The sequence below is a fragment of the Legionella jamestowniensis genome (genome assembly GCF_001467745.1).
Classification (GTDB): domain Bacteria; phylum Pseudomonadota; class Gammaproteobacteria; order Legionellales; family Legionellaceae; genus Tatlockia; species Tatlockia jamestowniensis.
In genome coordinates, this window is sequence record NZ_LNYG01000013.1 from 1216097 (window position 1) to 1237776 (window position 21680).

The following is a 21680-nucleotide window of genomic DNA, read 5'->3' on the forward strand; positions in this document are numbered from 1 at the left end:
GAAATATGCTTCGTTCTTATTTATTTTCACTGATGCTACTTCTTTCAATTCTCTTGGGAGGTATTGTTGGTTATTCGTTTGAGCAGGTTAAATTTTTAAAGCCAATAGGTGATATTTTTCTGAATTTAATTTTAACCGCCATTGTACCTCTTGTTTTTTTCAGTATTGCCTCTGCGATTACAAAGGCCGGCTCATTAGGGAGATTCGGAAAAATTATCTCTAGAATGATCGTGGTTTTTCTTGTTACTGGTTTAATAGCAGCATTATATGCTCTGTTGATAGTAAAAATTTTTCCATTAACGAATGGCTTCTCTATAGAGCTTAGCTCTCCTATGAACACGTCGGTACCCGGGTTTTCTGAACAGCTTGTTGGTATTTTTTCCGTTACGAATTTCAGTCAGTTGCTTTCTCATGAACATATTTCCGCTTTAATTGTTTTTTCTATACTGGTCGGATTGGCTCTTGCCTCACTTAACAAAAAAGATACAACCTTTGTCAAATTTTTGCAGGAGGGAGAGTCGCTTTTTATGCGGGTTATCTCCTTGATTATGTATTTCGCACCTATCGGCTTTTTTGCCTATTTTGCGGTATTGGTGAATGAGCTTGGGCCAAAACTGGTGGAAAATTACTTTCGTATTGCCATTATTTACTATGTATCTTCGCTACTCTATTTTGTCGTTGTATTTAGTATTTACGCCTATGGTGCAGCTAGACTGAAAGGGTTTCAGTTATTTTGGAAAAACCTGTTTTTACCGGCGACAACAGCATTAGCGACTTGCAGTAGTGCAGCCAGTATTCCTGCTAATCTACTTGCCACTAAAAACATGGGTGTTTCCTGCGAGATTTCTGAAACAGTAATCCCTTTAGGTTCAATTATTCACAAAGATGGATCAGTAATAGGTGGCGTTTTTAAAATTGCTTTTTTGTTTGCTATTTTCCAGCTGGATTTTAACGGTTTGCCGGTTTTATTGCTTGCAATGATGGTCTCAATGCTGGTGGGAACCGTTATGGGGGCCATACCAAGTGGAGGGATGGTAGGAGAATTATTAATACTGGCAGTCTATGGTTTTCCTTCTACTGTTTTACTTGCGGTCGCCGCAATCAGTGTCATTATTGACCCTATAGCGACTATGCTAAATGTAACAGGCAATACTGTCAGCAGCATGCTTATAGCGAGATTAGTCGATGGCCGAAATTGGTTTATACGGAAGATCCATAGTTAGTACTTTTTAACCCATTTTCTCTAAAAAACTCTTTTAAATAATCAGGTGCCCCATCGCCTAAATTTTTACTAAGTTGTTCCAGTTCATGTGGGTTTTTAGCCAGTTTTGCCAGCACAATGCTTTTAATCGCCTCAGACGCGCCTTCTCCTGCAGCAAGAACTTTGGTTAGGAGTAAATTTTTCTCTAATTCCTGGGGAGACGGAAAGAACTGGGAAAAGCCTCTCCCGATGGTAGGTTTAGGGAATAAAGCATTAAAGGCAAGTTCATTGATGGAGGTATTATTACCTGCTGTAACATTGGAACCCTCGGTAAGTAATAATTCTTCAAATAACAGATTTATTGCTAAGGGATTATTTAAAAGCATTTGGTCAATTTCAGGATGATGCTTTTTAATTAGAAAATACATACAAGGTTCTTTGGGATTAAATATTACCATGTCATCCATTGACTGATAAGCGGGCGTAAGGAAGAGCAATTTTAGCATTTGGCGTAAAACCTGAGGGTGCGTTTCACTCGTTAAAAAATCAAGTAAGAGGTGGTTGGCTTGTGGTGTATCATATCGAACAGCCCCCACACGCATAATAACTTTTAAAAACTCTAATTTCTCTTCTTTGGTAAATTTGTGAAATGCTGTAATGCGGAAGGGGTTTAAAGCGCGATCTAGTCCAATCATTTTTTCATACAAACTCGTTTGCGAAGATGTTTCTTTTTCGGCATCCACTGGCGTTTCTTGGGCTGGCAACTTTACAAGGATAGGAGCATAGTTAACATCATAGATCTCCATCTTTAACTCTAATATATTTTTTAAATAATCAATCATCATTGAGGCGTTGAATGTAACCTCTAACTGAGGATGTTTAGATTTTAAATCCATATAGAGTAAGACTTTTTCAAATCCACTAAGCGTGATGAGAGAGTCGATGTGCGTATTGAAATAGGCAAACATCTTATGTTTTTCCTGCGCATCACCCGCAATCTCAAGATAGTAGTTTACATGCTCAGTTAGAGCGTCTGAGCCTAAGACAAACCGTTGAGCCTTTTTTAGCTTTTCATCAGCATAAAACAACGGATGTTGCTTTAGACTACTAATAAACCCTGTAAATTGCTGATAAGGGCTTTCCTTTAGAAAATGCCGTAAAACACTTAAAAAATTGGTCAGTAAATTGTTATCGGCAGCCGATTCGTTCTGGAATGCCTTTGTTTCAGTTAGCAAGGCCGTTTTATTTTTTTCATAGAAATCGACCAGTGTTTTTACAGGGGTGGATTTTTCATTCACTAGTCCGAACCATTGATGAAGCGTGGTGTACTTTTGAGAGGCTGCAATTAAGGCGTTGTAAAAACTTTTCTTCCATCCCATGGCTTGATAAAAAATTATCTTTGATAAAGACAGCGCTTCTGAAAAACTCTGATCACCCGTTAAGAGATTAACGGGCTCTGAATTTTCCATCAATGCCCTCATTGAATTTTTATGCAAAGGAAAGGGATTGATAATGCGAACTAATTTGTCAGCATTCGATTTTTGTGCCTCGAATTCTTCTTCCGATATTTCACTAACTGCAAAGGTATTTCCTTTTTTTTGATATATTAAATAAATGGTATTGTCAGGTTGAGGGCTATAGGCTATTTGTACTTGATTAAATTGTTCTAATTCTTTGATAAACATTGGCGATTCTAAAATAGCTGCTTTACTCTCTGAGCTCACATCGCTTTGAGGTAAAACATGCAAGGGTAAAATAATATCAAGCTCTCTTTTTTTAGAACCAAGAATTGCAAAGGCAATGAAGCGGGCTGGCGTTGCGCCAGTATGTGAGTTGAATAATTTATTAAAATAACCAAAATAGAGTTCTCTATTTGCTGAAAACAAATCCGCGGGTAGTTTTGCTAAATCGGTGGCCTGCATTTGTGCAGGCTCGTTGAAACGCTCGATATAGATACCTAAACTTCTGCTGCCAATACCGGAGGATAAAAAAAGGGAGCCTGGTACCACGGTTACACTACCCTGGCTAGTGTGCTGATATTCGATATCATAATCATATTCTGTAAAAGCAATTACCGGTTTCTTTGCATTGGCGAGTAATGTTGCCACAGGCTGCGTCAGAAAATGGGGCGCAGGATAGATAATAACTACATCGGAGAGCGAAACCAGTTCAGACAATTTTTTCTGTCCTGGTTCTGCATGTAAATTATGGATAATTTCATGATCTAGCCCAGCGTGAAATAAATTGCGAACAGGTGCCTCATCTTCTTTTTTTACTTGCACAACCACTTTAGTGGTAAATTCTCCCGGGTTGGTATTCTCAAATTGCAATAAAGCTTGCAATTTTGCCGCAGCACTTGGATCACCTAATGTTTGTTGTGGTGCGTAAGTAAGAATAAGAATTCTTGTCATAGTCTGTTATAAGTTAGGATATTGCTTTTAAGTGTAGCAAAATTAAGCATAAAGTAAGTCATGAGTCCAAAGGGCATAAAAAATTCAACTGATGCGGCATATTTGTTTTGAGCAAAGTGTATTTATTTTATCTTTTTAGTTCGTTAAAATACCTTCTTAGATAAAAATTAAATTTTGAGCGCATATGACATTTGATCATAAAAATAATTGTATTGAAGTGTGTTTATTTGAAAGCTATCTTGCCAAGTATTTTATTGAACACCCTGAGATTTTCGAACCACTTATTAGTAAGATTCTTACAGCATTTGAACAAGTCATTGCCAGGAATTCTGAGAATGCGATGTTCAATAGGATGCTGTTTTCTACCTTCTCTTACAGTAATGGAGGACCACCCTGATATAAAGGATATGAATGCGCTCAAGCAATCTAAATCACTGGTTGTGTTTGATACGTTCACTAAATTTTTTACTGAGCGTGTCCTTTCCTATCCCGCAATAAAATTACCAGAAAAAGGGTTAAAGAACTCTAACGAGATACCTTCGTTAAGTGCTTTAGTCCAACAATCCTTATTCAAATCCAAACAATTCGGGAAAACGCAACTTTTAAATAGAATGAGACCTGCTACCCTATTTTCAGATAGAAACCGGGGTATAGTTGCAGTTGAAAATTTGGATGAAATTGAAACTCGAAATTTAGGAATCTTATCCACAGAGGATACTCCTAATGATCTTAAAGATTATTTTGTGTCTCCTCACTTTCCATCGCGCCAGTACTATCAACCCAAAGAAAATAGCTTGATGGCTTTATGGCTTAGGAAGTATTACTTGCCTGTTATTTCTGGTGCATCAGGTGGCGTAGGAAAAACGATAAGCGAGATAAACTCCCTTATCGTGCTGTCAACAAACGACTATAAGTTGTTGGCTATTTTGATTGCATCTTCTACAATTGCTCTCGGGCATCATTCATTTTTTGAAGTGATAAGACCGTTGAGCTTTTTTGTTGGGGAGTTAGAAGAGAAAAGTAATTTAGTAGAATTTTATGAGCAAGTTATTCCAGAAGAAGTAAAACAGTTGCCCTCATATAAATCGCATATAGAGACGTACTCTGGGTTAATAAATGAGTTTGTCTTTAATCACTCTGAGGAAAAATCCTTTACCCATTAATCATTATAGGGTAGGAAAAGACGTTCATATGAAGTAGTTTTAAGTGTCATGGAATTTATGCTATCTAAGAGATGAGAATTGCTTTTTGAGTGTGGCAAAATTAAGCATTATGACTAAAAGTCTGCCTGCAGGCGTATTGCCTTTACGAAATATTAGAATTTAATTACTGCCCTGCCCACAATATCCCCTGAGCGAAGCAGGTCAAGGTTTTCGTTGATTTCCTCAAAATTAATAAGTTTAACCTTATGGCGGATCTTGCCTTGTGATGCTAGGGCAAGCACCTCACTTAAATCATTGTAATTGCCCCAAAATGAACCATGGTAAGTATATTCGCGAGCCACAAAAGGAAATAAAGGTATGTTAATTTTATCGCCCACTAATCCTACAGATGAATAGTGTCCAGCAACTGACAAAAGTTCAAAGCCCATGCGAATCATTTCTTCGGCACCTGCACAGTCAATGACGGCATCAAGCTCAGTTTGTCCAACCAGCTTGCCAAGTTCATTGCGTATGTTGTCAACCGACTTGCCTTTGGTGCTAATAACATAATCTGCACCGTATTCTTTGGCAACGGCAAGCTTGTCTGGATGGCGAGCAAAGGCAACAACCGCAGCTCCTGCACCTAACAGTTTTGCATACTGAACGGCATAGCTTCCCAAGCCACCAATACCAAGCACACCAAGCACTCGATTGGGACCCAGGGCACCGGCGTCACGAAGCTTTTTTATACCGCGATAGGGTGTTAAACCGGCATCAGTTAATGGTGCCAATTCTTCTGCACGCAGACGTTTATCTACCTTAATAAGATATTTTGCAGGAACAGGCACGAATTCAGAGTAGCCCCCATAGGGACCAAAGCCGGGCCAGCGGCCATGGGCGCAGATTTGGGTGTTTCCCTGATGACAATGACGGCAACTTTCATCTCCCCAACCCCCAACAACCACGACTTGATCCCCTTCTGCAAATCCGGTTGTTTGTGGCACGAGACTACCCACTTTACGGATGATTCCTGCAATTTCATGACCAGGTGTTAAGGGCAGCGGTAAATTTGCATATTTTTGAAAATAGCCATCTAGCAGCTGCACATCAGTACGACACATGCCAGCTGCAGTGACTTTAACGAGTACTTCGTCTGGCTGTATCCCGGGGGTTGGCACTTCTTCGAGGATTAAAGGCTTATGATAGGCGTGCATACGAGCGGCGAGCATGACAGTCTCCTTCCTTAGCAATTACTACTAGTATGTTTTACAACGGCAAAAAATGCCAATTGGAGATAAAAACAGCAACTAATTAGGAAACGGTAGCTCGAGTTGCTTTCTTCAAACTACGTACCGTCTGAGGCCCATAAAGAATTTGACTGAGTTTTCCTTCAGGATTAAATACAAACGTTGCCGGTACGCCGGGTATATTGCCCAGCCTCAGTTGTTTGGCAGGATCGAGCAAACTGGGATAACGAATGTTGTATTTTTTTATTAATTCCAACTGTTGTGCAGCAGGTAGCATATCGTAATTAACGGCAAACAAAGCCGCTTTGGTATGTTGACTGTGATAAAATCGGTTTAATTCGCGGATTTCGTCAAGACAGGGTTGACACCAGCTTGCCCAATAGTTAATAAAAATCCATTTTCCTTTTAGGCTGTTAAATGCAATTTGATCACCATTGATGGTTTTTAAAATGGTATTGTTTGCCAATACATAATGACAGGATAACAATAAGCAAACAGCTATAATGGATTTAAATCGTATCATCGGTCACCTGAAATTGATGCAATTAGTGTATTATTCTATTAGCACCGGTTTAGATCAAGATAAATCCATTCTAGAGTGCGCCGAACTACAATAGCGTATCAGTATAAACATATAAAAGCCTTGATCACACATGCCTTATCAAGGCTTAACGATTTCCGGCAGAGTAGGCTAGCATTTGTTGGTAATAAATGCCTGGGTGAGTTCTTCTTTCTCCTCTACTTTAATGCCAGGATTAGCGGCTGAATTCAATAGACCATGCTTGCCAAGTCCCTCATAAATTTGTTGCTCAGAGGTTGGGGTGCGCCAGTTCGGAGTTTTTTCCAAAGGCCTTTGCGTTGGTGTGCATGGGGGTGTGGGAATTGGATCTCTTTCTGGGTTCAGTGCCTTTTCCTCTTCTTCAATGCGCTGTAATTCCAGGGCGGTCAAAGGCTGTACCTTTCCATCGAAAATGTAGGGGAATAAGCGTAGTTTTGCTACTAGGGCGAAGGCATCCCATTTGCCTTTTAATTCACGGTATCCGCATTGAGCCGGAGCGATTTTAAGCTGGGCATAATCAGACGGTGACAGCGTTTTAATTTGGTTTAAATGTTTACGATGGTAAATTTTCGTATCGTTACCCAGCACAAGCAATGGTTGTAGTTGACGATAGTTTGAATCTACGTCAGGTAAATGCTCCAAACCCCCGTATTGTCTTTGTGAAGGCACCTTCTCGCCAGTAATTACATGCTCAATATCCAAGACCGAGCATTGCATGCCAGCGATACACGCTGCTTTATTAAAATGATTAATGCAGCTATTAAAATCACCGTCACCCCTCGCGGATGTGGGCGCCTCTGTTGGGGTTGGAGTAGGATCGTAAGGACGTTTGGTATAAACGCCCACCCGATTCAATTCATTGTGAAGATTATTAGCTAAAATACTTCCCCAAGTGCCAAAGCGCTCTGTTAGCAAAACGCGTAAGTCACCTACCATGGACATATGTCCCGCTGCAAAATGATCGCTATAATAATGAAAAACAAACAATTCAATGCAATAGGCTAATGCCTGATAACGGTAAAACAAATCCTGTAGATACTCGCTCGACAAATTCTCTTTTTGGCTTCGTAGCGTTTGTATAATCGTTTGGGATTCTATAGAAACGCCCTGATAGTCAGCATCGGCCATCAATTGTTTTAATTCTGCAGCAATATGACCATATTTAAGCGCAAGATGGTGCCCCAGGGTGTATACCCTTACCGACCAGGGGGTAAAATGGGTCTGGTTGCGGTTTAACATTTCGCCATAGTCTTTAACGCGAAGCACAAACATTAGTTGCTTAAAGTAATCGTTTAAAGTCGCAGAAAAGGGTATATAATTGCTGCTATCAATTTTATAAATTAAATCGATATTTTGTCGGCTAACATCAGGAGACGCCAAATTATTATAAGCGTTAAGTAAGGCGTTTTCTTCTTTGTCAGTGACCGGTTGTTCAATGAGATAATCCCCTAAACTATTGCTTGAAGCTTCCATGGCAAAGCTTTCTGCGGTTTCGAAACTATGACAGCTGGGAAGATCAAGTTTCATATTCCAGTCGCGGTCGGTAAAAAAATCAGCGGCCATCGCTATAATTTCCCCGGCGGTCATCTCTAGCCTCATTGGCTCGGGAAGCCCGTTTTCTTGACAGCGCTGTAAGGTAACATGCAGTACTCCCTGCTCATCAGTGCGTAAATAGGGGTTGCCTTCGATACCGGTAAAGCGTAATGAATTTCCTAATTCTGTGTGTTCTTTGGTGTCCATGGAAGCTCCTTTTCCACATTATCGTTTTTCAGCATAGAGCAAGAATGGTTATTTGTCAGCTTAAGTCATCTGTTGATTTAATAAGCCTCTCTTTTCGAGTATGCTAGATCTTATTTTTTAAATTTGCTCTCTTATGAAAACAATGCAAGTTGTAAGATTAATCGATGGTACTTTATTGCGAGAAGGAGCTGGCGTAAAACTGCATCGTTACATCGGGCTTGTCCGGCAAAACGATTTTGATCCTATATTACTGTTTGATTTCTTTGATAGTGATAATGAAATGGATTATATGGGTGGTTTTCCCCCGCATCCACATCGCGGCTTTGAAACAGTAACTTATATGCTGAATGGACAAATGGAGCATGAGGATAATCAAGGACATCGCGGCGTTATCGGTCCTGGCGATGTGCAATGGATGACCGCGGCGCGTGGGATTATTCATTCAGAAATGCCCAAACCAGCACAAGGACGATTAACAGGATTGCAACTTTGGTTTAATCTGCCTGCTATCAATAAATGGGATGCACCTCGCTACCAGGAATATAAGGGAAGCCAGTTGCCTGTTGAAAATCATGCTTCCGGCATGCGTATAAAAGTCATAGCTGGTAAGACGGATAAAGGCACTAAATCACCTATTGACGGTATTGCTACTGCGCCCGTTTTTTTAGACATAAGCTTTGCGGCCAAAGATTCAATCAAACAAAGTATCCCTGAGGGGTACCAGGTTATCCTTTTCACCTTAAGTGGCGAAGTAAGCATTGGGGGACGAATTGTTGGAGAAAAAATATTGGCAGACTTGGAGGGAGGAAATACTGTTGCTATTGAAGGCGAAGTAGGAACCCACTGCTTGCTCATCGCTGCAAAAAAAATAAAAGAACCTGTGGCCTGGTTAGGACCCTTTGTTATGAATACCCAACAAGAAGTACGGCAGGCTTTAGAAGATTATCGGAATAACCGTTTTTAAAGGAGAAAAAATGGCAAAGATCCTGGTGCTTTACTATTCAAGTTATGGCCATGTTGAAGCAATGGCTGAGGAAGTCGCAAAAGGGGTTAAGGAGATTGACGGTGTAAGTGTGGTTATTAAACGCGTACCCGAAATCATGCCAGAAGAGGTGGCCAAAAAAGCTGGCGTTAAATTAAATCAAAAGGCAGAAATAGCAAAACCCCAGGAGCTTGAAGAATATGATGCGGTTATCTTTGGGACTCCTACACGTTTTGGCAACATGGCAGCGCAAATGCGAAATTTCCTGGATCAAACGGGCGGAATGTGGGTAAAAGGAACCCTTATTGGTAAGGTTGCTAGCGTTTTTGTATCTACTGGCACCGGCGGGGGTAATGAATCAACGATTTTATCCTTCTGGAACACGTTAATACATCATGGAATGATTATCGTGGGTACCCCCTACTCGGAAAAAGGCTTGCAGGATTTAAGTGCAATGCGAGGAGGGTCCCCTTATGGCGCAGGTACAATCGCCGGGGCCGATGGTAGCCGTACACCCAGTGATATCGAGCGGCAAATTGCACGCTTTCAGGGTAGGCATGTCGCTGGCATTACCAAAAAACTGTTTAGCTAAAACTATCGTTAGAAGCAGGCCCTTGTTCCTTTTTTGTAGTTATAAGAGGCTTTTCTTCCTTGGTTGTTTTAAAAAACAAACTCCATTTCTTTTTCTTAGGCTTAGCAAGGGGAACTTCTTCAATGTCTTGAGATTGTTCCTCTTTTAAATCGGTTTTGAATTCATTCAAAACGTTATTATTTTTAGCATTTTGAAATAAACCGGGTGATGTTGTTCGTTGTATTTCTTTAGGGAATTGAAAGCCCTCTGCCTTTTGAAATTTAAGGAATGCCTTGTTCAGACTCATTCTGCCGGCAGGATCATAGGCAGTCATTCCTTCGATTACTTTCTTTATGGTAAGTGCTGCTTTTTTATTAAGCCCGGCTTCGATGCCATCAAATAAATGATAATGATTATTTCTAGCCACTTGAAGAAGTTGTCTGCCGTTTAAGCTGGTATCATAGCTGGTTAAATCCGTACGCCATAATAAAGCCAGGATACGCCCCAAACCATAAATATCACTCTGTTGAGTCGTCCCCCTGCCTAAAAGCACTTCAGGTGAAACGTATAAAGGGGAGCCAACAGCATCGTCATCAGCCAAGGAGTTATCAATTTTGGCCAAACCGAAATCAATCGTTCCTACCAAGCCTTCACTAAGTTCGACTATTATATTTTCAGGTTTTAAATCGCGATGTACGAGCCCTGCTGCAACAACTTGCGTTTGCAATGCTTCTATTAAGCGTTTACTTAGCATAAAACGCTCTTCAAGAGTAAGTTTATGTTTTCCACTCAAATCATCATTAAGGATATCAAATAACTCCCGTCCTTCCATACGCCTGGAAACACTGTAAATATGTTGGCCGAATTTCACCGGTGATTTAGGGTGAGAATGTGGCGTCATGCTGGTAAGGATATATTCGTTAACGGCATCATCCATGGTTTTAGTACTATAGGGGCGTTGTTTAACGATACGGCGTTTACCGTAAGATTTTTCTTTAAAAATTAACTCACTCTCCGTAAATTTTATAGTTACATTGACAGGATAAACTACACCATATGACCCTTTTCCCAAGGGAGTTGCATCAATGGCTTCATAACGACTGCCTCCTTTTTTGCTCTCTCTTTTTATGATTGCATTTGTCAATGCCACTTTAATTTTTTTCTTTTTATAAATGATTTGATAATAATTCGACTCATGCCATCCTTGCGTATTATCGCTGGTTTGTTCCAAAAGCGCTTTTAAAAGGGGGAGGTGCTTTTTTTTAGGTTTGGCAGGGTTAATAAGTTTCTTTTTCATAAAAAATCGTCCTTGTCCTGGTATCCTTGCAGTATTAAGTATAGTTGTTTTGTGAAAATATAAACAAAAAGTCCTTGTTTTGTGCATTTTGCTGTTTGCCGGACATGGCAAATAATGTATAATCACTGGTCATCTGTTTTTTTCTCAAGTTGAAACAGAAGGGTTTAGTGTTAATTGATGGCGGGAATGTAATGGCAATCACTTTAATTGTTTTTTCAATTGTAGTTTTAACTGTTGTTTGCGTGGTTGCTATGATTTATGGACTTTTTAAACAACCTGCTGTTAAGTTATCGTCATTGGATTATATCAAATTAACCTTTAGTGGAATTATTGCCTTTATTGCTGATACTCTGGGTATTGGCAGTTTTGCGGTTAATGTGGCGTTGGCTAAATTGTTAGGAACATTTCCTGATGATGAATTGCCTGCTGTCAATAATGGGGCGCAGGTTATTCCCGGTACGATAGAATCGTTCTTCTTCATGCGTCTCGTTGATGTGGATCTGACTACTTTACTGACATTGGTTTTCGGTGCTTGTGTCGGCGGATTGATTGGAGGCAGTGTAGTTACCAGGCTAAGCAAACAAGCCATTCGGCTAGCCATGATGTGTTGTTTCGTCGTTATTATTGTCTTATTAATTAGTCATCAATTTCGTTTAATGCCCGTCGGTGGTGATGTCGTTGAGCTTCACTCCTGGAAGTTGGTCATTGGTTTTTTTGCCATGGTGATTTGTGGGGCACTTACTTCTGTCGGGATTGGCTTATTTGTTATGGTGCAGGCCGTCCTCTTTTTATTAAATGTTTCACCTGTTGTTGCTTTTCCCATTATGACAACTGCCGGTGCTATGCAACAACCTTTAACCACACTGGTTTTTGTACAACAAAATAAAATTCCTTTGAAAAAAACGTTTATCCTTAGTTTGGCCGGTTGTGTGGGTGTTTTTATTACCTTACCCGTGTTTATTAAGCTTACCGTAACCTGGTTGCATTCACTGTTGCTCGCGATATTATTATTTAATCTCTATGCAATTAGTCGGACTTATTGGGCCGCAAGACCCCAAAAGAAGTTTTCATCCTCTTCAAAATCTTCCTTGGCAACAGCTGAATAATTCTGTTTTTAAGCGTATTAAAAAGGTAAAATAAAAAGGCCGGGTGCTTATCTTTTTATGCTTAAGTTGTCTTAAGCGCAAATAGTTAAAGAATTCCTATAATACATAGTTATATTCCACAAAAGGTTTGTTGATGGAAGAAGAAAAAAGTAAATCCCAGAAAAAGCGTGATGCAGAAATATTGCAAAAAGTGGGAGTGAAGCTGATTGCTTTAAGTCCGAGCAAATTGGATGAGCTGCCATTGCCGGCTAACTTACGTCAAGCAATTCTGGAAGCCAAGACCATTAAAAGTCATGGGGCCATTAGACGTCAGGCACAGCTTATAGGAAAACTCATGCGTGCTTCTGACAGCGACGCCATTTTAACTGCCTATGAGGCTCTCATTGCTGAAGAGAGTGCCCAGACTGCTGTATTTCATGAAATAGAACAGTGGCGCGAACGCTTAATCGTTGATGGTAAGAATGCCCTAACTGAATTTATTGATCATTATCATCCTAGTGATGTACAGCAATTAAGACAGCTCGTTAAGAAAGCTGTGGATGAGAGAAATACAAACAACCATAGCGGTGCTGCAAAGGCTTTGTTTCGCTTTTTAAGGGCATGTTTGTCATGAAATATTCATTATTTATTAGCTGCCCAAAAGGATTGGAATATCTTCTTGAAGAAGAATTAAAAGCATTAGGATTGCATGTGACTCGTGTTAGTCCTCAGGGTGTGTACGGTGAAGGTGATATTGCTGTTATTTATCAGCTTTGTTTGTGGTCGCGCCTGGCTAATCGGGTGCAACTCTTGTTATTCAGCGGACAAGCCCATAATGAGCAAAGTCTTTATCAACTTTGCAATCAGTTTCCCTGGCAAACGGTATTTACAGCGGATAAAACCCTGGCAATAGAATTTCATGGTTCATCGACGCACATCCGCAATTCTATGTTTGGTGCGCAGGTAGTTAAAGATGGTATTGTGGATCATTTTCGTCAATTTAAAGGGCTTCGACCTTCCATTGATCGTGAAAAACCACAAATTCGCCTGCATGCTCATTTAAAACATGACATTGTTACTGTGAGTTTTGATTTAACAGGCTATAGCATGCATCAACGTGGCTATCGCACTCAAGCAGGTGAAGCACCGCTAAAAGAAAATATCGCTGCTGCCATGCTGCTGCGTGCAAAATGGCCTCAGTTGGCTGCAAAAGGTTACAGTCTTCATGATCCTTTTTGCGGTTCGGGAACTATTGTTATTGAAGCAGCGATGATGGCAAGCCATATTGCTCCTGGCTTACTACGACAAGATCAATCTCTTAATCATTGGGCGCAACATCAACCTTCCTTATGGGAAAAAGTCCGAGCCTTAGCATTGCAGCAGGTTAAACCTTTAAGTGTTAAGTTAAGAGGGACTGATAATAATCCCAAAGTCATTAAAATCGCACATGCTAATGCTGAACGAGCGGGAGTGCTGCCTTTGGTTGAATTTACGGCACTGGCAGTTAAAGACTGTAAACCTCTTTACGCCAAGGGATTGGTAATTTGTAACCCGCCTTATGGCGAACGTCTCAGTGAAGCCACGCAATTGGTTCCTCTTTATCAGCAGTTAGGCACAACCTTGCATAGCAATTATCAGGGGTGGCAGGCTGCTATTTTAACCTCCAACGCCATGTTGGCCAAAGCATTGGGGTTACGGGCCGGTAAACAATACACGCTTTTTAATGGCCCACTGGAATGCAAACTTTATTGTGTTGCGCTTGAAAGTGCCAACCGTCTCAAAATGGGTAAAGGGGAAGCGTTATCCTCCGGTGCGCAGATGCTTGCCAATCGTCTACGAAAGAATTATCAGCATTTGCAAAAATGGGTCAAACGTCACCACATTAGTTGTTACCGCGTTTACGATGCGGATTTGCCAGAATACGCTTATGCGATTGATATTTATAATGATTATGCCGTATTACAGGAGTATGCCCCTCCTACTACAATTCCTGCTCACAAGGCAGAAAAGCGTAGTCTTGAAGTCATCCAAGCGGTTCCTGACGTGTTAGGTATTTCCCCTGATAAATTAGTGGTGAAACAACGCAAACAACAAAAAGGCAGCAATCAATATCAAAAAATGAATCAAACTCGTCATGAGATAACGGTCGTTGAGGGATCTGCCAAATTAAAAGTTAATTTATACGATTATTTGGATACGGGCTTGTTTTTGGATCATAGGGCGCTAAGGATGCGCTTTGGCCAATTAAAGCCAGGCACCCGTTTCCTTAATTGCTTCTGTTACACTGCCAGCGCCAGCGTTCATGCTGCTTTGGCCGGTGCTTTAACGACCAATGTGGATTTATCCAATACTTATTTAAAGTGGGCTCAAGACAACTTTAAATTGAATCGCCTCGAGCTATCTAAGCACCAATTTATTCACTACGATTGTTTGGAATGGTTAAAAAAAACGCGCGACCGTTTTGATGTGATCTTCCTTGATCCCCCAAGCTTTTCTAACTCAAAAAGAATGCAACAAACACTTGATGTACAGCGTGATCAAGCCTTATTAATTGATGCTGCCATGCGTTTGTTAAATTCGGAAGGGGTGTTATATTTTTCCACCAATTTTCGGCATTTTAAGCTTTCTCCGGCCGTTAGTGAAAAGTACAAGATCCAGGATATTAGTGCAGAAACGATCGACTTGGATTTTAAACGCAGTAAGCGTATACATCATTGTTTTATGATTACCAAAGTTTAAGTTGAAAGAATTTAACTTAGTATAGGACGAAATTTTTACATGTCGTCATTGCGAACAAAGTGAAGCAATCCAGAACATATCTTTGTTCAAAGCTCGTACTGATTGCTTCGCTGGCGCTCGCAACGACGCGATTCTAAATTTTTGTTCTGTGCAGAGAGATTTAATTACGAGTATCTTTTCTTAAAAGTTTGCCATCGTGTCCATGGATAAACAACTCGGCATTGTTTCTCTTGCTCATCTTTCTGGCAGCATTGATGGCTTTTTGCTGAGTTTCAAAATGCCTACTGGCTCGCGATGCGTGTTCTCTTTTTACATCCCAGCCACCAATCCGAAAATTTGGAATTACATGATAATCTCTCAACTGTGCCACGACTATCTCCAATTTTTTAGCAACGGCCGTGTTAACTACCGCCACTATTACCTTTTATTATATTTTTTTGTCAGATAAATTTTTTACAAGCGTTTCATTTGCTTCTTTTATGGTTTTCTCAGTGGGTGGAGAAACATTTGCAAAGGTTCGAATTCTGCTCATAATATTATGGGGGTGTCGATAGACGGACAGCGCTTTTCTTTCTTCCGGAGCAAGATTGACTATCTCTTGAATGTTTTCAAAGATTTGGTGTAAATTTTTACGTAACACACTGTGGAATTTGCGAAAATCACTTTCCTCCTTAGTGTCCGGAATTGCCGCCCTTAATGAATGAAGCATATTAAGGACATTGTTAACGTTCATTAATTTTTGTTCAAGTATTTTATGCTTCTCATCCTCTTGCCCGTATTTTTTAATTAAATGCTCATTTCGAGCCTCTAGTTTGCTTCTATGGTTATTTAACGCCCATTCAATTAAATTTAACTCACTAGCATAATTTTCTTTAAGCGCAGATTTAGAGAGACTAGATTTTAACTGATGATTATTTAGAATAACATTTAAGGTATGTACAGTAGGATCATAATCCATTATACAGTTAGTCTTTGTCCCGTCTTTATTATATCTTCGGTAAAAGGTTTTTAATTTTTCCTGATAGTCAGAAGCCGGATAAACTTGCTTCGACCAAGGATCACAAATTACCGCTTCAGGCCCCCAAGAGGTAATATCATTGATATTACTATTAGGATCTCTGCCTACCACCAAAAAGATATGATCACCTTTTTCTCCATCAATCGATAAAACTTCTAAATTGGTCAATGCTACTTGATTAGTCGTTAAAAAATAATCCATCGCTTGAAATGCAAGCTCATAGCAATTGCCTAAAGAATATTTACTACTAAATAAAATAGTTTTTTCGTAATCATAAATGTCATCGGCTAGTAAGTTGTAGGGATCGGTGCGAGTTTGATTTATTAACGCTCTTAGCTGTTTAAGTACAGCATTATTTAAAGCCTCAAAATATTCAACAGGAAGCTCATTGTTTTCGATTTGTGAACAGCCATGCACAATCTGAGAACAAGCATAATCCTTTGCGTGATTGGCGAGCTGTAGATGTAATGCTAAGTTGCTCATGTAGGTAATTATAGGTGGGATTTTAAATTTTTACCTTGGCGATGGGTTGTTTTTGCAAAGGTGTACATTTTTTCGCCGCAAAACATTTACACATTGTTCAATTAGAGCACTAGAATGTAATTGATTGAAGGGGAACAATCTTTAATGGTATAAGCTTAATAAGCTCTGTTATCTTTGGCGTCTTTGGAAGACGCCTGATGAAATGCTGTTTAACTAAAATCTTATCCTGTTTGATGTGGGCTTCTACATGGTGTCATCCGCCGGAGGTTTTTCTACACTAGCGTTTTTAACTACCGTTGGAGTAGCAGGCTCTCCATGAATAGCTGTTTCCAGTTTATTCATGCGCCCGTATTTGAAAAAAATTTCTGCCGTTAAATACAAGGGCGCTATTAAGGCTTGCCAAAAATTATCGATTAAGGCAGGTCGCTTTCCTTCGATATAATGTCCAGCTAACTGTATTGCCCAACCAAAAACAAAGGTGAATACAAATGTCCATAAGGCACCCCTCGTGGGGCCAGCCCAACTAATGAGATGTGCGAGCCAAAGCAAGAAAAACATGATGGGGGTTAAGACCAAGGCTAAACGCCAATTTAAAAGGAAATAATAAATGAGTAAGAGTACCGTGGCGATGCTAGCTAAGGTTGTGTCCATTACGCCGGGAACAATCAAATGAAAAAAACCTAAAAAAATCATCAAGGAGAAAATAATTAATGGTACACCAACAAGATGTGTGTAAAGCGTCACGGGTTTTTGATGATACTCTGCATAAAAATGGGCTTGTTCAATAAATGACTTCATTTTGATCATCCTGAAAAGTTTAATGAAAACATAGCACAGAGTTCTAGAAAGGCCAAGTTAGCCAAGGGAGGCTTAATTGCAAATTAATACATTCTTGATCCTTTTTGAACAAATTGTTATCATGTGAGCCTTCTACTTATACTGCAGTCCTATGAAATACGTTAAGATTTTAATTGCCTTTATTTTGGTACATATAGGGGTTGCCAACGCTGGCGAACCAAGTTTACGGGATAAGATAGGACAAATGCTTATCATTGGTTTTGAAGGTAAAACAATCGATGATGCATCTGCTGTGACGAAAGCCATTAATAAAAATAACATTGGCGGCGTTATTCTGTTTGATTATAACTACCACACCCAAACTTTTGATAAAAATATTGCAAACCCTGAACAAGTAAAAAAATTAAATCAACAACTGCAATTAGCTACTAGCAAGGCGAACGATAAGCATCACCGTCCACAGCTTCCTCTACTTATTTCCGTTGATTATGAGGGTGGTGCGGTAAATCGTCTTAAATCAGAGTATGGTTTCCCACAAACTGTTTCCGCGGCTGAAGTAGGGAAAATGATACCTGAGGATGCCAACCTGATTGCACAGACGATGGCTGCAACGCTTAAAGAGGCTGGTTTTAATTTGGATTTTGCCCCGGATGTTGATGTTAATATTAACCCTGATAACCCTATTATTGGCTTGTTGAGCCGTAGTTTTTCGGATAAACCAGAAGAAGTTGCCTTTTATAGTAGTATTTTTTCACAAGATTTTTTACAACATCGTGTCCAATGTGTTTACAAACATTTTCCAGGGCATGGAAGCTCAGCTACTGACTCGCATTTAGGATTTGTTGATGTGACGGATTCTTGGCAAGAGTATGAGTTAGACCCCTATAAACTGTTGCTGAACAGTGAAACCCCTTGTGGCATGATTATGACTGCGCATATTGTCAATCGCAAGTTGGATGAAAGTGGTTTGCCCGCCACGTTATCTCATAAAATATTAACGGAAATTCTTCGTGAGCAATTACAATTTAAGGGCGTAATTATTACCGATGACATGCAGATGAAGGCTATTAGCGAGCATTTTGGCTTGGCACAAGCGATAACCCTGTCGATCAATGCTGGCGTAGATATGTTGCTATTTGGTAATCAACTCTCAGAAAAGCCACAAAATCCTGAAGAAATAATTGATATCATCGAAACCAAGGTAAAACAGGGCAAAATTAAGGAAGAAAGAATTGATGAGGCTTACCAGCATATTCTGGCTTTTAAACAATTAACCTCATAGGGGCAGTAATTCAGTTATAAGGAATTTTTTTACTTAAGGACAAGTAGCATGAAGCAAACAAAATCTAGTAATCCAACGCTTGGAGGCAAGCCAAATAGTGTAGCAACCCGCAAAGAAGAATGGTTGAAAGCAGGTTTTTCAGTGGAAAAGCTTAAGCAAGACAATCCTAAAACTACTGCCCCAGTGGTTAAAAAACTTACCCACCCTACTTTATCAAGAGCCATGGGGCCTAAGCGAAGACTCCCGACCTCAATGCGCCTTTCTCGCAGAGAAATGACATTTTTTTATCAGGAAAACGAATTATTCCCGCCAGAAACCGTTGTTTCCGAAGCTGAAGAAAAATTAATCAATAGACTTAAGCAAGCCATCAAAAATGCTCAAATTAAATATCAGGAACATTATTTAAAAGGTTCTTTTCCTCGCGCAGAAACGGGCTGGTTTAGCAGTTTCCGGCATCGCCTGTTTGGCCAAAGCAGGGCACTGGATTTTAGTAAGATTGAAGCGAATGCCTTCAAAGCGCTGGTAAAAAAATTAGACGATTTTTTCAATGCAGCTGAAACTCGATACCACCACCATTCGTTTTCATCCTATCTGCTCGATGAATTGATGGTCTTGCTTGAACAGGAAAATAAGGCTGTAAAAAAGCCAAAAACTGGAGAACATTATGACTCAAGCCATTGGACAGAGAGTCGCCTAGCTTTAGAAGAGCTCTTTACGAAAGAAAATATAATAAATTTATGCTATTAAGAATGCTCGTTTCATAAAGAAGACAGCATGATGGAAGCTTCAACACTCAGGTCTATTCACATTGGAGGTAATAGCAGTCGGCATGCTGGTATAAATGCAGTGTATAAAATGATTCATCAGAGAGGATGAGGCTTGTTTTCTAAAGAGCATGTTGACAAAAGCGTTGGCCTCACTAGGCCATTTATAATCCTCATTGGTTTCTTGTTGATTTTCATGATATATAAATTCCTTCTTCTCTTGCAAAAAAGCATCAATAGCCTTTTTGTCAAAAGCAACCAAGGCACCGGATTTAATGGTTAAAAAATTTCCTCTAGGAATGACTTCAAACGTTTGTTTAGTCTGTACATGTACAAATTTTTCAATGGTGGAGTCGTAGGCATAAATTTCTTCAGGGAGAGGGGCTGGAATAATAAATACCGTTAATCCATTTTTTTGTAAGAACCTGCTGACATGAAAGGCATCAAAACCCGCATTACGGATTGTCTCTAACGGCAAATACCCTAACGCTTTTTTCTCACCAACCTCAGCCAAATCCTTCATTTGGGCATGAGCAAAAAATTTCATTCTTTCCTGGATGATTGATGAAGACTTATTGGGGTTAAAAAAAGAGTTTGGATCAATTTCATTGGATGGTAAGTTAACCGGCTCCTTTACAGGAATAATATGGGATGGTTGTTTTTGAGATTTAAAAAATCGTAGTAATCGTTTTACAAAAAACATACAAGAAGGTTATAAAAAACGCCATTGTGTATATTGTAAGTGTAGTTTGTTAAGAGAGTATTAATTGGACAAGAAATGTTGTCCTGCCGCTCTGCACAGGACAAAATTTAGAGTCGCGTTTGTTGCAAGCTGCAAGTGAAGCCATTTTGAAATAATCTTATCCCTACGTACTGCGGCTTGTCCGCAGTATCCATAGGTTTAAGTGCCCGACTTTGAACCTCTGGATTGCGAACGCGTCGCGGTAGGTAGGGGCTGGAGTTAGTTTAGCTCGGCTTAGTATTAGGAAGGATCAATTCATCATAAACGGCTGCCCCACCATTAATAATATTTCTAAACGCATTATAAATCTCCGCACTTTCTCTGTTACCCTGTGCAGCAAAAAAAGTGTGGGCACGGTGCAGAACATTTGAACCAATGCGTCTATTTTTACCTATCTCATGAAAGGCGTATAATGCACAACCATTAATAGCAATGGTTGCAGCCAAACCAAATTTGACATCAACAAGATAAAAGATAGAAGAGGCCAGGCTAGCCACGGCTAAAAGACACAATGTTTTATCCAATTTTTCCTTAAGTTGTTCTTGTGTCATGATTTTTCCTTATAGAATGATTCAAGAAAATATATGTTAGCAAAAAAAAATACATAAAATCCATTATAAAGGCTTTGAATGTGTAAATTGTTTTGTGTGCGGGGATAAAGATTTAGAGTCGTGTCTTTGCGAGAGTTAGCGAAGCATCGAGTGCGATCTTTGAACAAAAGTCTGTTCTGGATTGCTTTACTTTGTTCGCAACGACGATAGAAAAAATTTGTTGTTCCCCGTTTTGAACAGCATTAAATGGTCAAATACTCTCTAACAATAAGAATAAATCCTTTTATGATGCAACTCCATTTCTGTTTATGCGGTCACAGTAAATTAAAAATCAATTTCAAAAAAACGTGGATCATAAGCATAGCAATTCCACCAGAATTTTTGCTCACCTAATTCAATGTGCACACGCAACATGTCAAGATTTACAAGCCGGGGTTGAGGATTGAGATGACAGACTCGATAAACACCACCCACAAATACAAAATGGTAGCCTGAGGCAGTGATATTATAGCTTTCGGGGAAGCTATAATATTCACCGTGAGGTTCCAAAAGAATAGCCTTGTGAGATAAAAGAATTCTCTGGCTTATCGCTGTGATGCTAAAAAAAATTAAAAACAAGGAAAGACCAACCAGTATTTTTCTCATGAGGCCAACTCCTTTGGCAAAGGATAATTCTTTGACTGATTTAATTATAAACTAACTATACTAATAATAGATTGCGCATCGGAGATAGGTTTTGATTGCTTGATGATTGACAAATTTTAAACGGATGTAATAACAGGAACGGTGATTATCATGAAAGAAAAACATTTTGCTTATAAGGTAACAAGCCAAGATTCAGGACTAGTCTGTACACAAGCCGAGTTTGAGGAAAATAAAATGCTTGATTTGCTCAAAGAAATTCAACAAAAACATATTGAGGGTATTTATTGGATTTTTAAACAAAGGGAGGATGAGGAGCAAGAGCCACTATGTATAATAGATTGTTACCATAATAGAATCTATTACCATTATTCGGGTGAGGTTGAGGATATAACTTCTACCATTAAGAAACTGAGCAAATAAGCG

General features: G+C 39.6%; 21 protein-coding genes. 10 read left to right on the forward strand and 11 right to left on the reverse strand.

Features of this window, described 5'->3' with window-relative positions; all coding sequences use genetic code 11:
* Positions 1–5: 5 nt before the first annotated feature.
* Entirely contained in the window at positions 6–1223 is a 1218-nt protein-coding gene (locus Ljam_RS09630; protein WP_058449823.1) for a dicarboxylate/amino acid:cation symporter, read from the forward strand.
* On the opposite strand, the gene Ljam_RS09635 is transcribed toward Ljam_RS09630, so the two are convergent.
* Positions 1201–3612 carry a hypothetical protein gene (locus Ljam_RS09635; RefSeq protein ID WP_058449824.1) on the reverse strand — a complete coding sequence of 804 codons (2412 nt, stop codon included), beginning with the start codon at positions 3610–3612 and terminating at the stop codon, positions 1201–1203. The two genes, Ljam_RS09630 and Ljam_RS09635, sit on opposite strands and share 23 nt — an antisense overlap.
* A 335-nt stretch (positions 3613–3947) precedes the next feature.
* Here Ljam_RS09635 and Ljam_RS09645 point away from each other — a divergent pair, with 335 nt between their 5' ends.
* Entirely contained in the window at positions 3948–4775 is an 828-nt protein-coding gene (locus tag Ljam_RS09645; protein ID WP_143093504.1) for a hypothetical protein, read from the forward strand.
* 152 nt (positions 4776–4927) lie between these two features.
* Here Ljam_RS09645 and Ljam_RS09650 read toward each other — a convergent pair whose 3' ends face one another.
* The 3 genes from Ljam_RS09650 to Ljam_RS09660 form a co-directional block, all read right to left on the reverse strand.
* Positions 4928–5983: an NAD(P)-dependent alcohol dehydrogenase gene (locus tag Ljam_RS09650; protein ID WP_058449827.1), complete on the reverse strand. Its 1056-nt coding sequence runs from the start codon at positions 5981–5983 to the stop codon at positions 4928–4930.
* Positions 5984–6065: 82 nt separating this feature from the next.
* Entirely contained in the window at positions 6066–6524 is a 459-nt protein-coding gene (locus tag Ljam_RS09655) for a TlpA family protein disulfide reductase (protein WP_058449828.1), read from the reverse strand.
* A 168-nt stretch (positions 6525–6692) separates the two neighbouring features.
* Complete coding sequence (locus Ljam_RS09660; RefSeq protein WP_058449829.1) at positions 6693–8300, reverse strand: hypothetical protein; 1608 nt, start codon at positions 8298–8300, stop codon at positions 6693–6695.
* Between the two features lie 133 nt (positions 8301–8433).
* On the opposite strand from Ljam_RS09660, the gene Ljam_RS09665 reads away from it, so the two are divergent.
* Complete coding sequence (locus tag Ljam_RS09665; RefSeq protein WP_058449830.1) at positions 8434–9264, forward strand: pirin family protein; 831 nt, start codon at positions 8434–8436, stop codon at positions 9262–9264.
* Positions 9265–9274: 10 nt separating this feature from the next.
* The gene (gene wrbA / locus Ljam_RS09670) at positions 9275–9874 is read left to right on the forward strand and encodes an NAD(P)H:quinone oxidoreductase (protein WP_058449831.1); all 600 of its coding nucleotides are present in this window, start codon (positions 9275–9277) and stop codon (positions 9872–9874) included.
* Here the strand turns inward: wrbA and Ljam_RS09675 are convergent.
* Complete coding sequence (locus tag Ljam_RS09675) at positions 9867–11150, reverse strand: protein kinase domain-containing protein (RefSeq protein WP_058449832.1); 1284 nt, start codon at positions 11148–11150, stop codon at positions 9867–9869. The two genes, wrbA and Ljam_RS09675, sit on opposite strands and share 8 nt — an antisense overlap.
* Before the next feature lie 191 nt (positions 11151–11341).
* Between Ljam_RS09675 and Ljam_RS09680 the strand changes: the two genes are divergently transcribed.
* The 3 genes from Ljam_RS09680 (at position 11342) to rlmKL (ending at position 14974) form a co-directional block, all read left to right on the forward strand.
* Positions 11342–12256 carry a sulfite exporter TauE/SafE family protein gene (locus Ljam_RS09680; RefSeq protein ID WP_058449833.1) on the forward strand — a complete coding sequence of 305 codons (915 nt, stop codon included), beginning with the start codon at positions 11342–11344 and terminating at the stop codon, positions 12254–12256.
* Positions 12257–12389: 133 nt separating this feature from the next.
* Entirely contained in the window at positions 12390–12869 is a 480-nt protein-coding gene (gene yjgA / locus Ljam_RS09685) for a ribosome biogenesis factor YjgA (RefSeq protein ID WP_058449834.1), read from the forward strand.
* Positions 12866–14974 carry a bifunctional 23S rRNA (guanine(2069)-N(7))-methyltransferase RlmK/23S rRNA (guanine(2445)-N(2))-methyltransferase RlmL gene (rlmKL, locus tag Ljam_RS09690; protein WP_058449835.1) on the forward strand — a complete coding sequence of 703 codons (2109 nt, stop codon included), beginning with the start codon at positions 12866–12868 and terminating at the stop codon, positions 14972–14974. Before yjgA ends, rlmKL begins: the two co-directional genes overlap by 4 nt.
* 160 nt (positions 14975–15134) lie before the next feature.
* Here the strand turns inward: rlmKL and Ljam_RS09695 are convergent, their stop codons facing one another.
* The 3 genes from Ljam_RS09695 to Ljam_RS09705 all read right to left on the reverse strand — a co-directional run bounded on the left by Ljam_RS09695 (position 15135) and on the right by Ljam_RS09705 (position 17273).
* Complete coding sequence (locus Ljam_RS09695; protein ID WP_065235571.1) at positions 15135–15344, reverse strand: DUF2188 domain-containing protein; 210 nt, start codon at positions 15342–15344, stop codon at positions 15135–15137.
* A gap of 57 nt (positions 15345–15401) precedes the next feature.
* Positions 15402–16475: a hypothetical protein gene (locus tag Ljam_RS09700; protein WP_058449836.1), complete on the reverse strand. Its 1074-nt coding sequence runs from the start codon at positions 16473–16475 to the stop codon at positions 15402–15404.
* 243 nt (positions 16476–16718) lie between these two features.
* Positions 16719–17273: an Mpo1 family 2-hydroxy fatty acid dioxygenase gene (locus tag Ljam_RS09705; RefSeq protein ID WP_058449837.1), complete on the reverse strand. Its 555-nt coding sequence runs from the start codon at positions 17271–17273 to the stop codon at positions 16719–16721.
* Between the two features lie 151 nt (positions 17274–17424).
* Here Ljam_RS09705 and Ljam_RS09710 point away from each other — a divergent pair, with 151 nt between their 5' ends.
* Together Ljam_RS09710 and Ljam_RS09715 are read left to right on the forward strand one after the other, a co-directional pair.
* Positions 17425–18555, forward strand: coding sequence for a glycoside hydrolase family 3 protein (locus Ljam_RS09710; RefSeq protein ID WP_058449838.1), 1131 nt, complete (start codon positions 17425–17427; stop codon positions 18553–18555).
* Positions 18556–18603: 48 nt separating this feature from the next.
* Complete coding sequence (locus tag Ljam_RS09715) at positions 18604–19302, forward strand: hypothetical protein (RefSeq protein ID WP_058449839.1); 699 nt, start codon at positions 18604–18606, stop codon at positions 19300–19302.
* Between the two features lie 39 nt (positions 19303–19341).
* Here Ljam_RS09715 and Ljam_RS09720 read toward each other — a convergent pair whose 3' ends face one another.
* The 3 genes from Ljam_RS09720 to Ljam_RS09730 all read right to left on the reverse strand — a co-directional run bounded on the left by Ljam_RS09720 (position 19342) and on the right by Ljam_RS09730 (position 21257).
* On the reverse strand, positions 19342–19866 hold the full coding sequence (locus tag Ljam_RS09720; RefSeq protein ID WP_156411924.1) for a hypothetical protein: 525 nt from the start codon (positions 19864–19866) through the stop codon (positions 19342–19344).
* Positions 19867–20285: 419 nt separating this feature from the next.
* On the reverse strand, positions 20286–20612 hold the full coding sequence (locus Ljam_RS09725; RefSeq protein WP_058449841.1) for a hypothetical protein: 327 nt from the start codon (positions 20610–20612) through the stop codon (positions 20286–20288).
* 324 nt (positions 20613–20936) lie between these two features.
* Positions 20937–21257 carry a hypothetical protein gene (locus Ljam_RS09730; RefSeq protein WP_058449842.1) on the reverse strand — a complete coding sequence of 107 codons (321 nt, stop codon included), beginning with the start codon at positions 21255–21257 and terminating at the stop codon, positions 20937–20939.
* A 150-nt stretch (positions 21258–21407) separates the two neighbouring features.
* Here Ljam_RS09730 and Ljam_RS09735 point away from each other — a divergent pair, with 150 nt between their 5' ends.
* Complete coding sequence (locus Ljam_RS09735) at positions 21408–21677, forward strand: hypothetical protein (protein ID WP_058449843.1); 270 nt, start codon at positions 21408–21410, stop codon at positions 21675–21677.
* Positions 21678–21680: the final 3 nt, after the last annotated feature.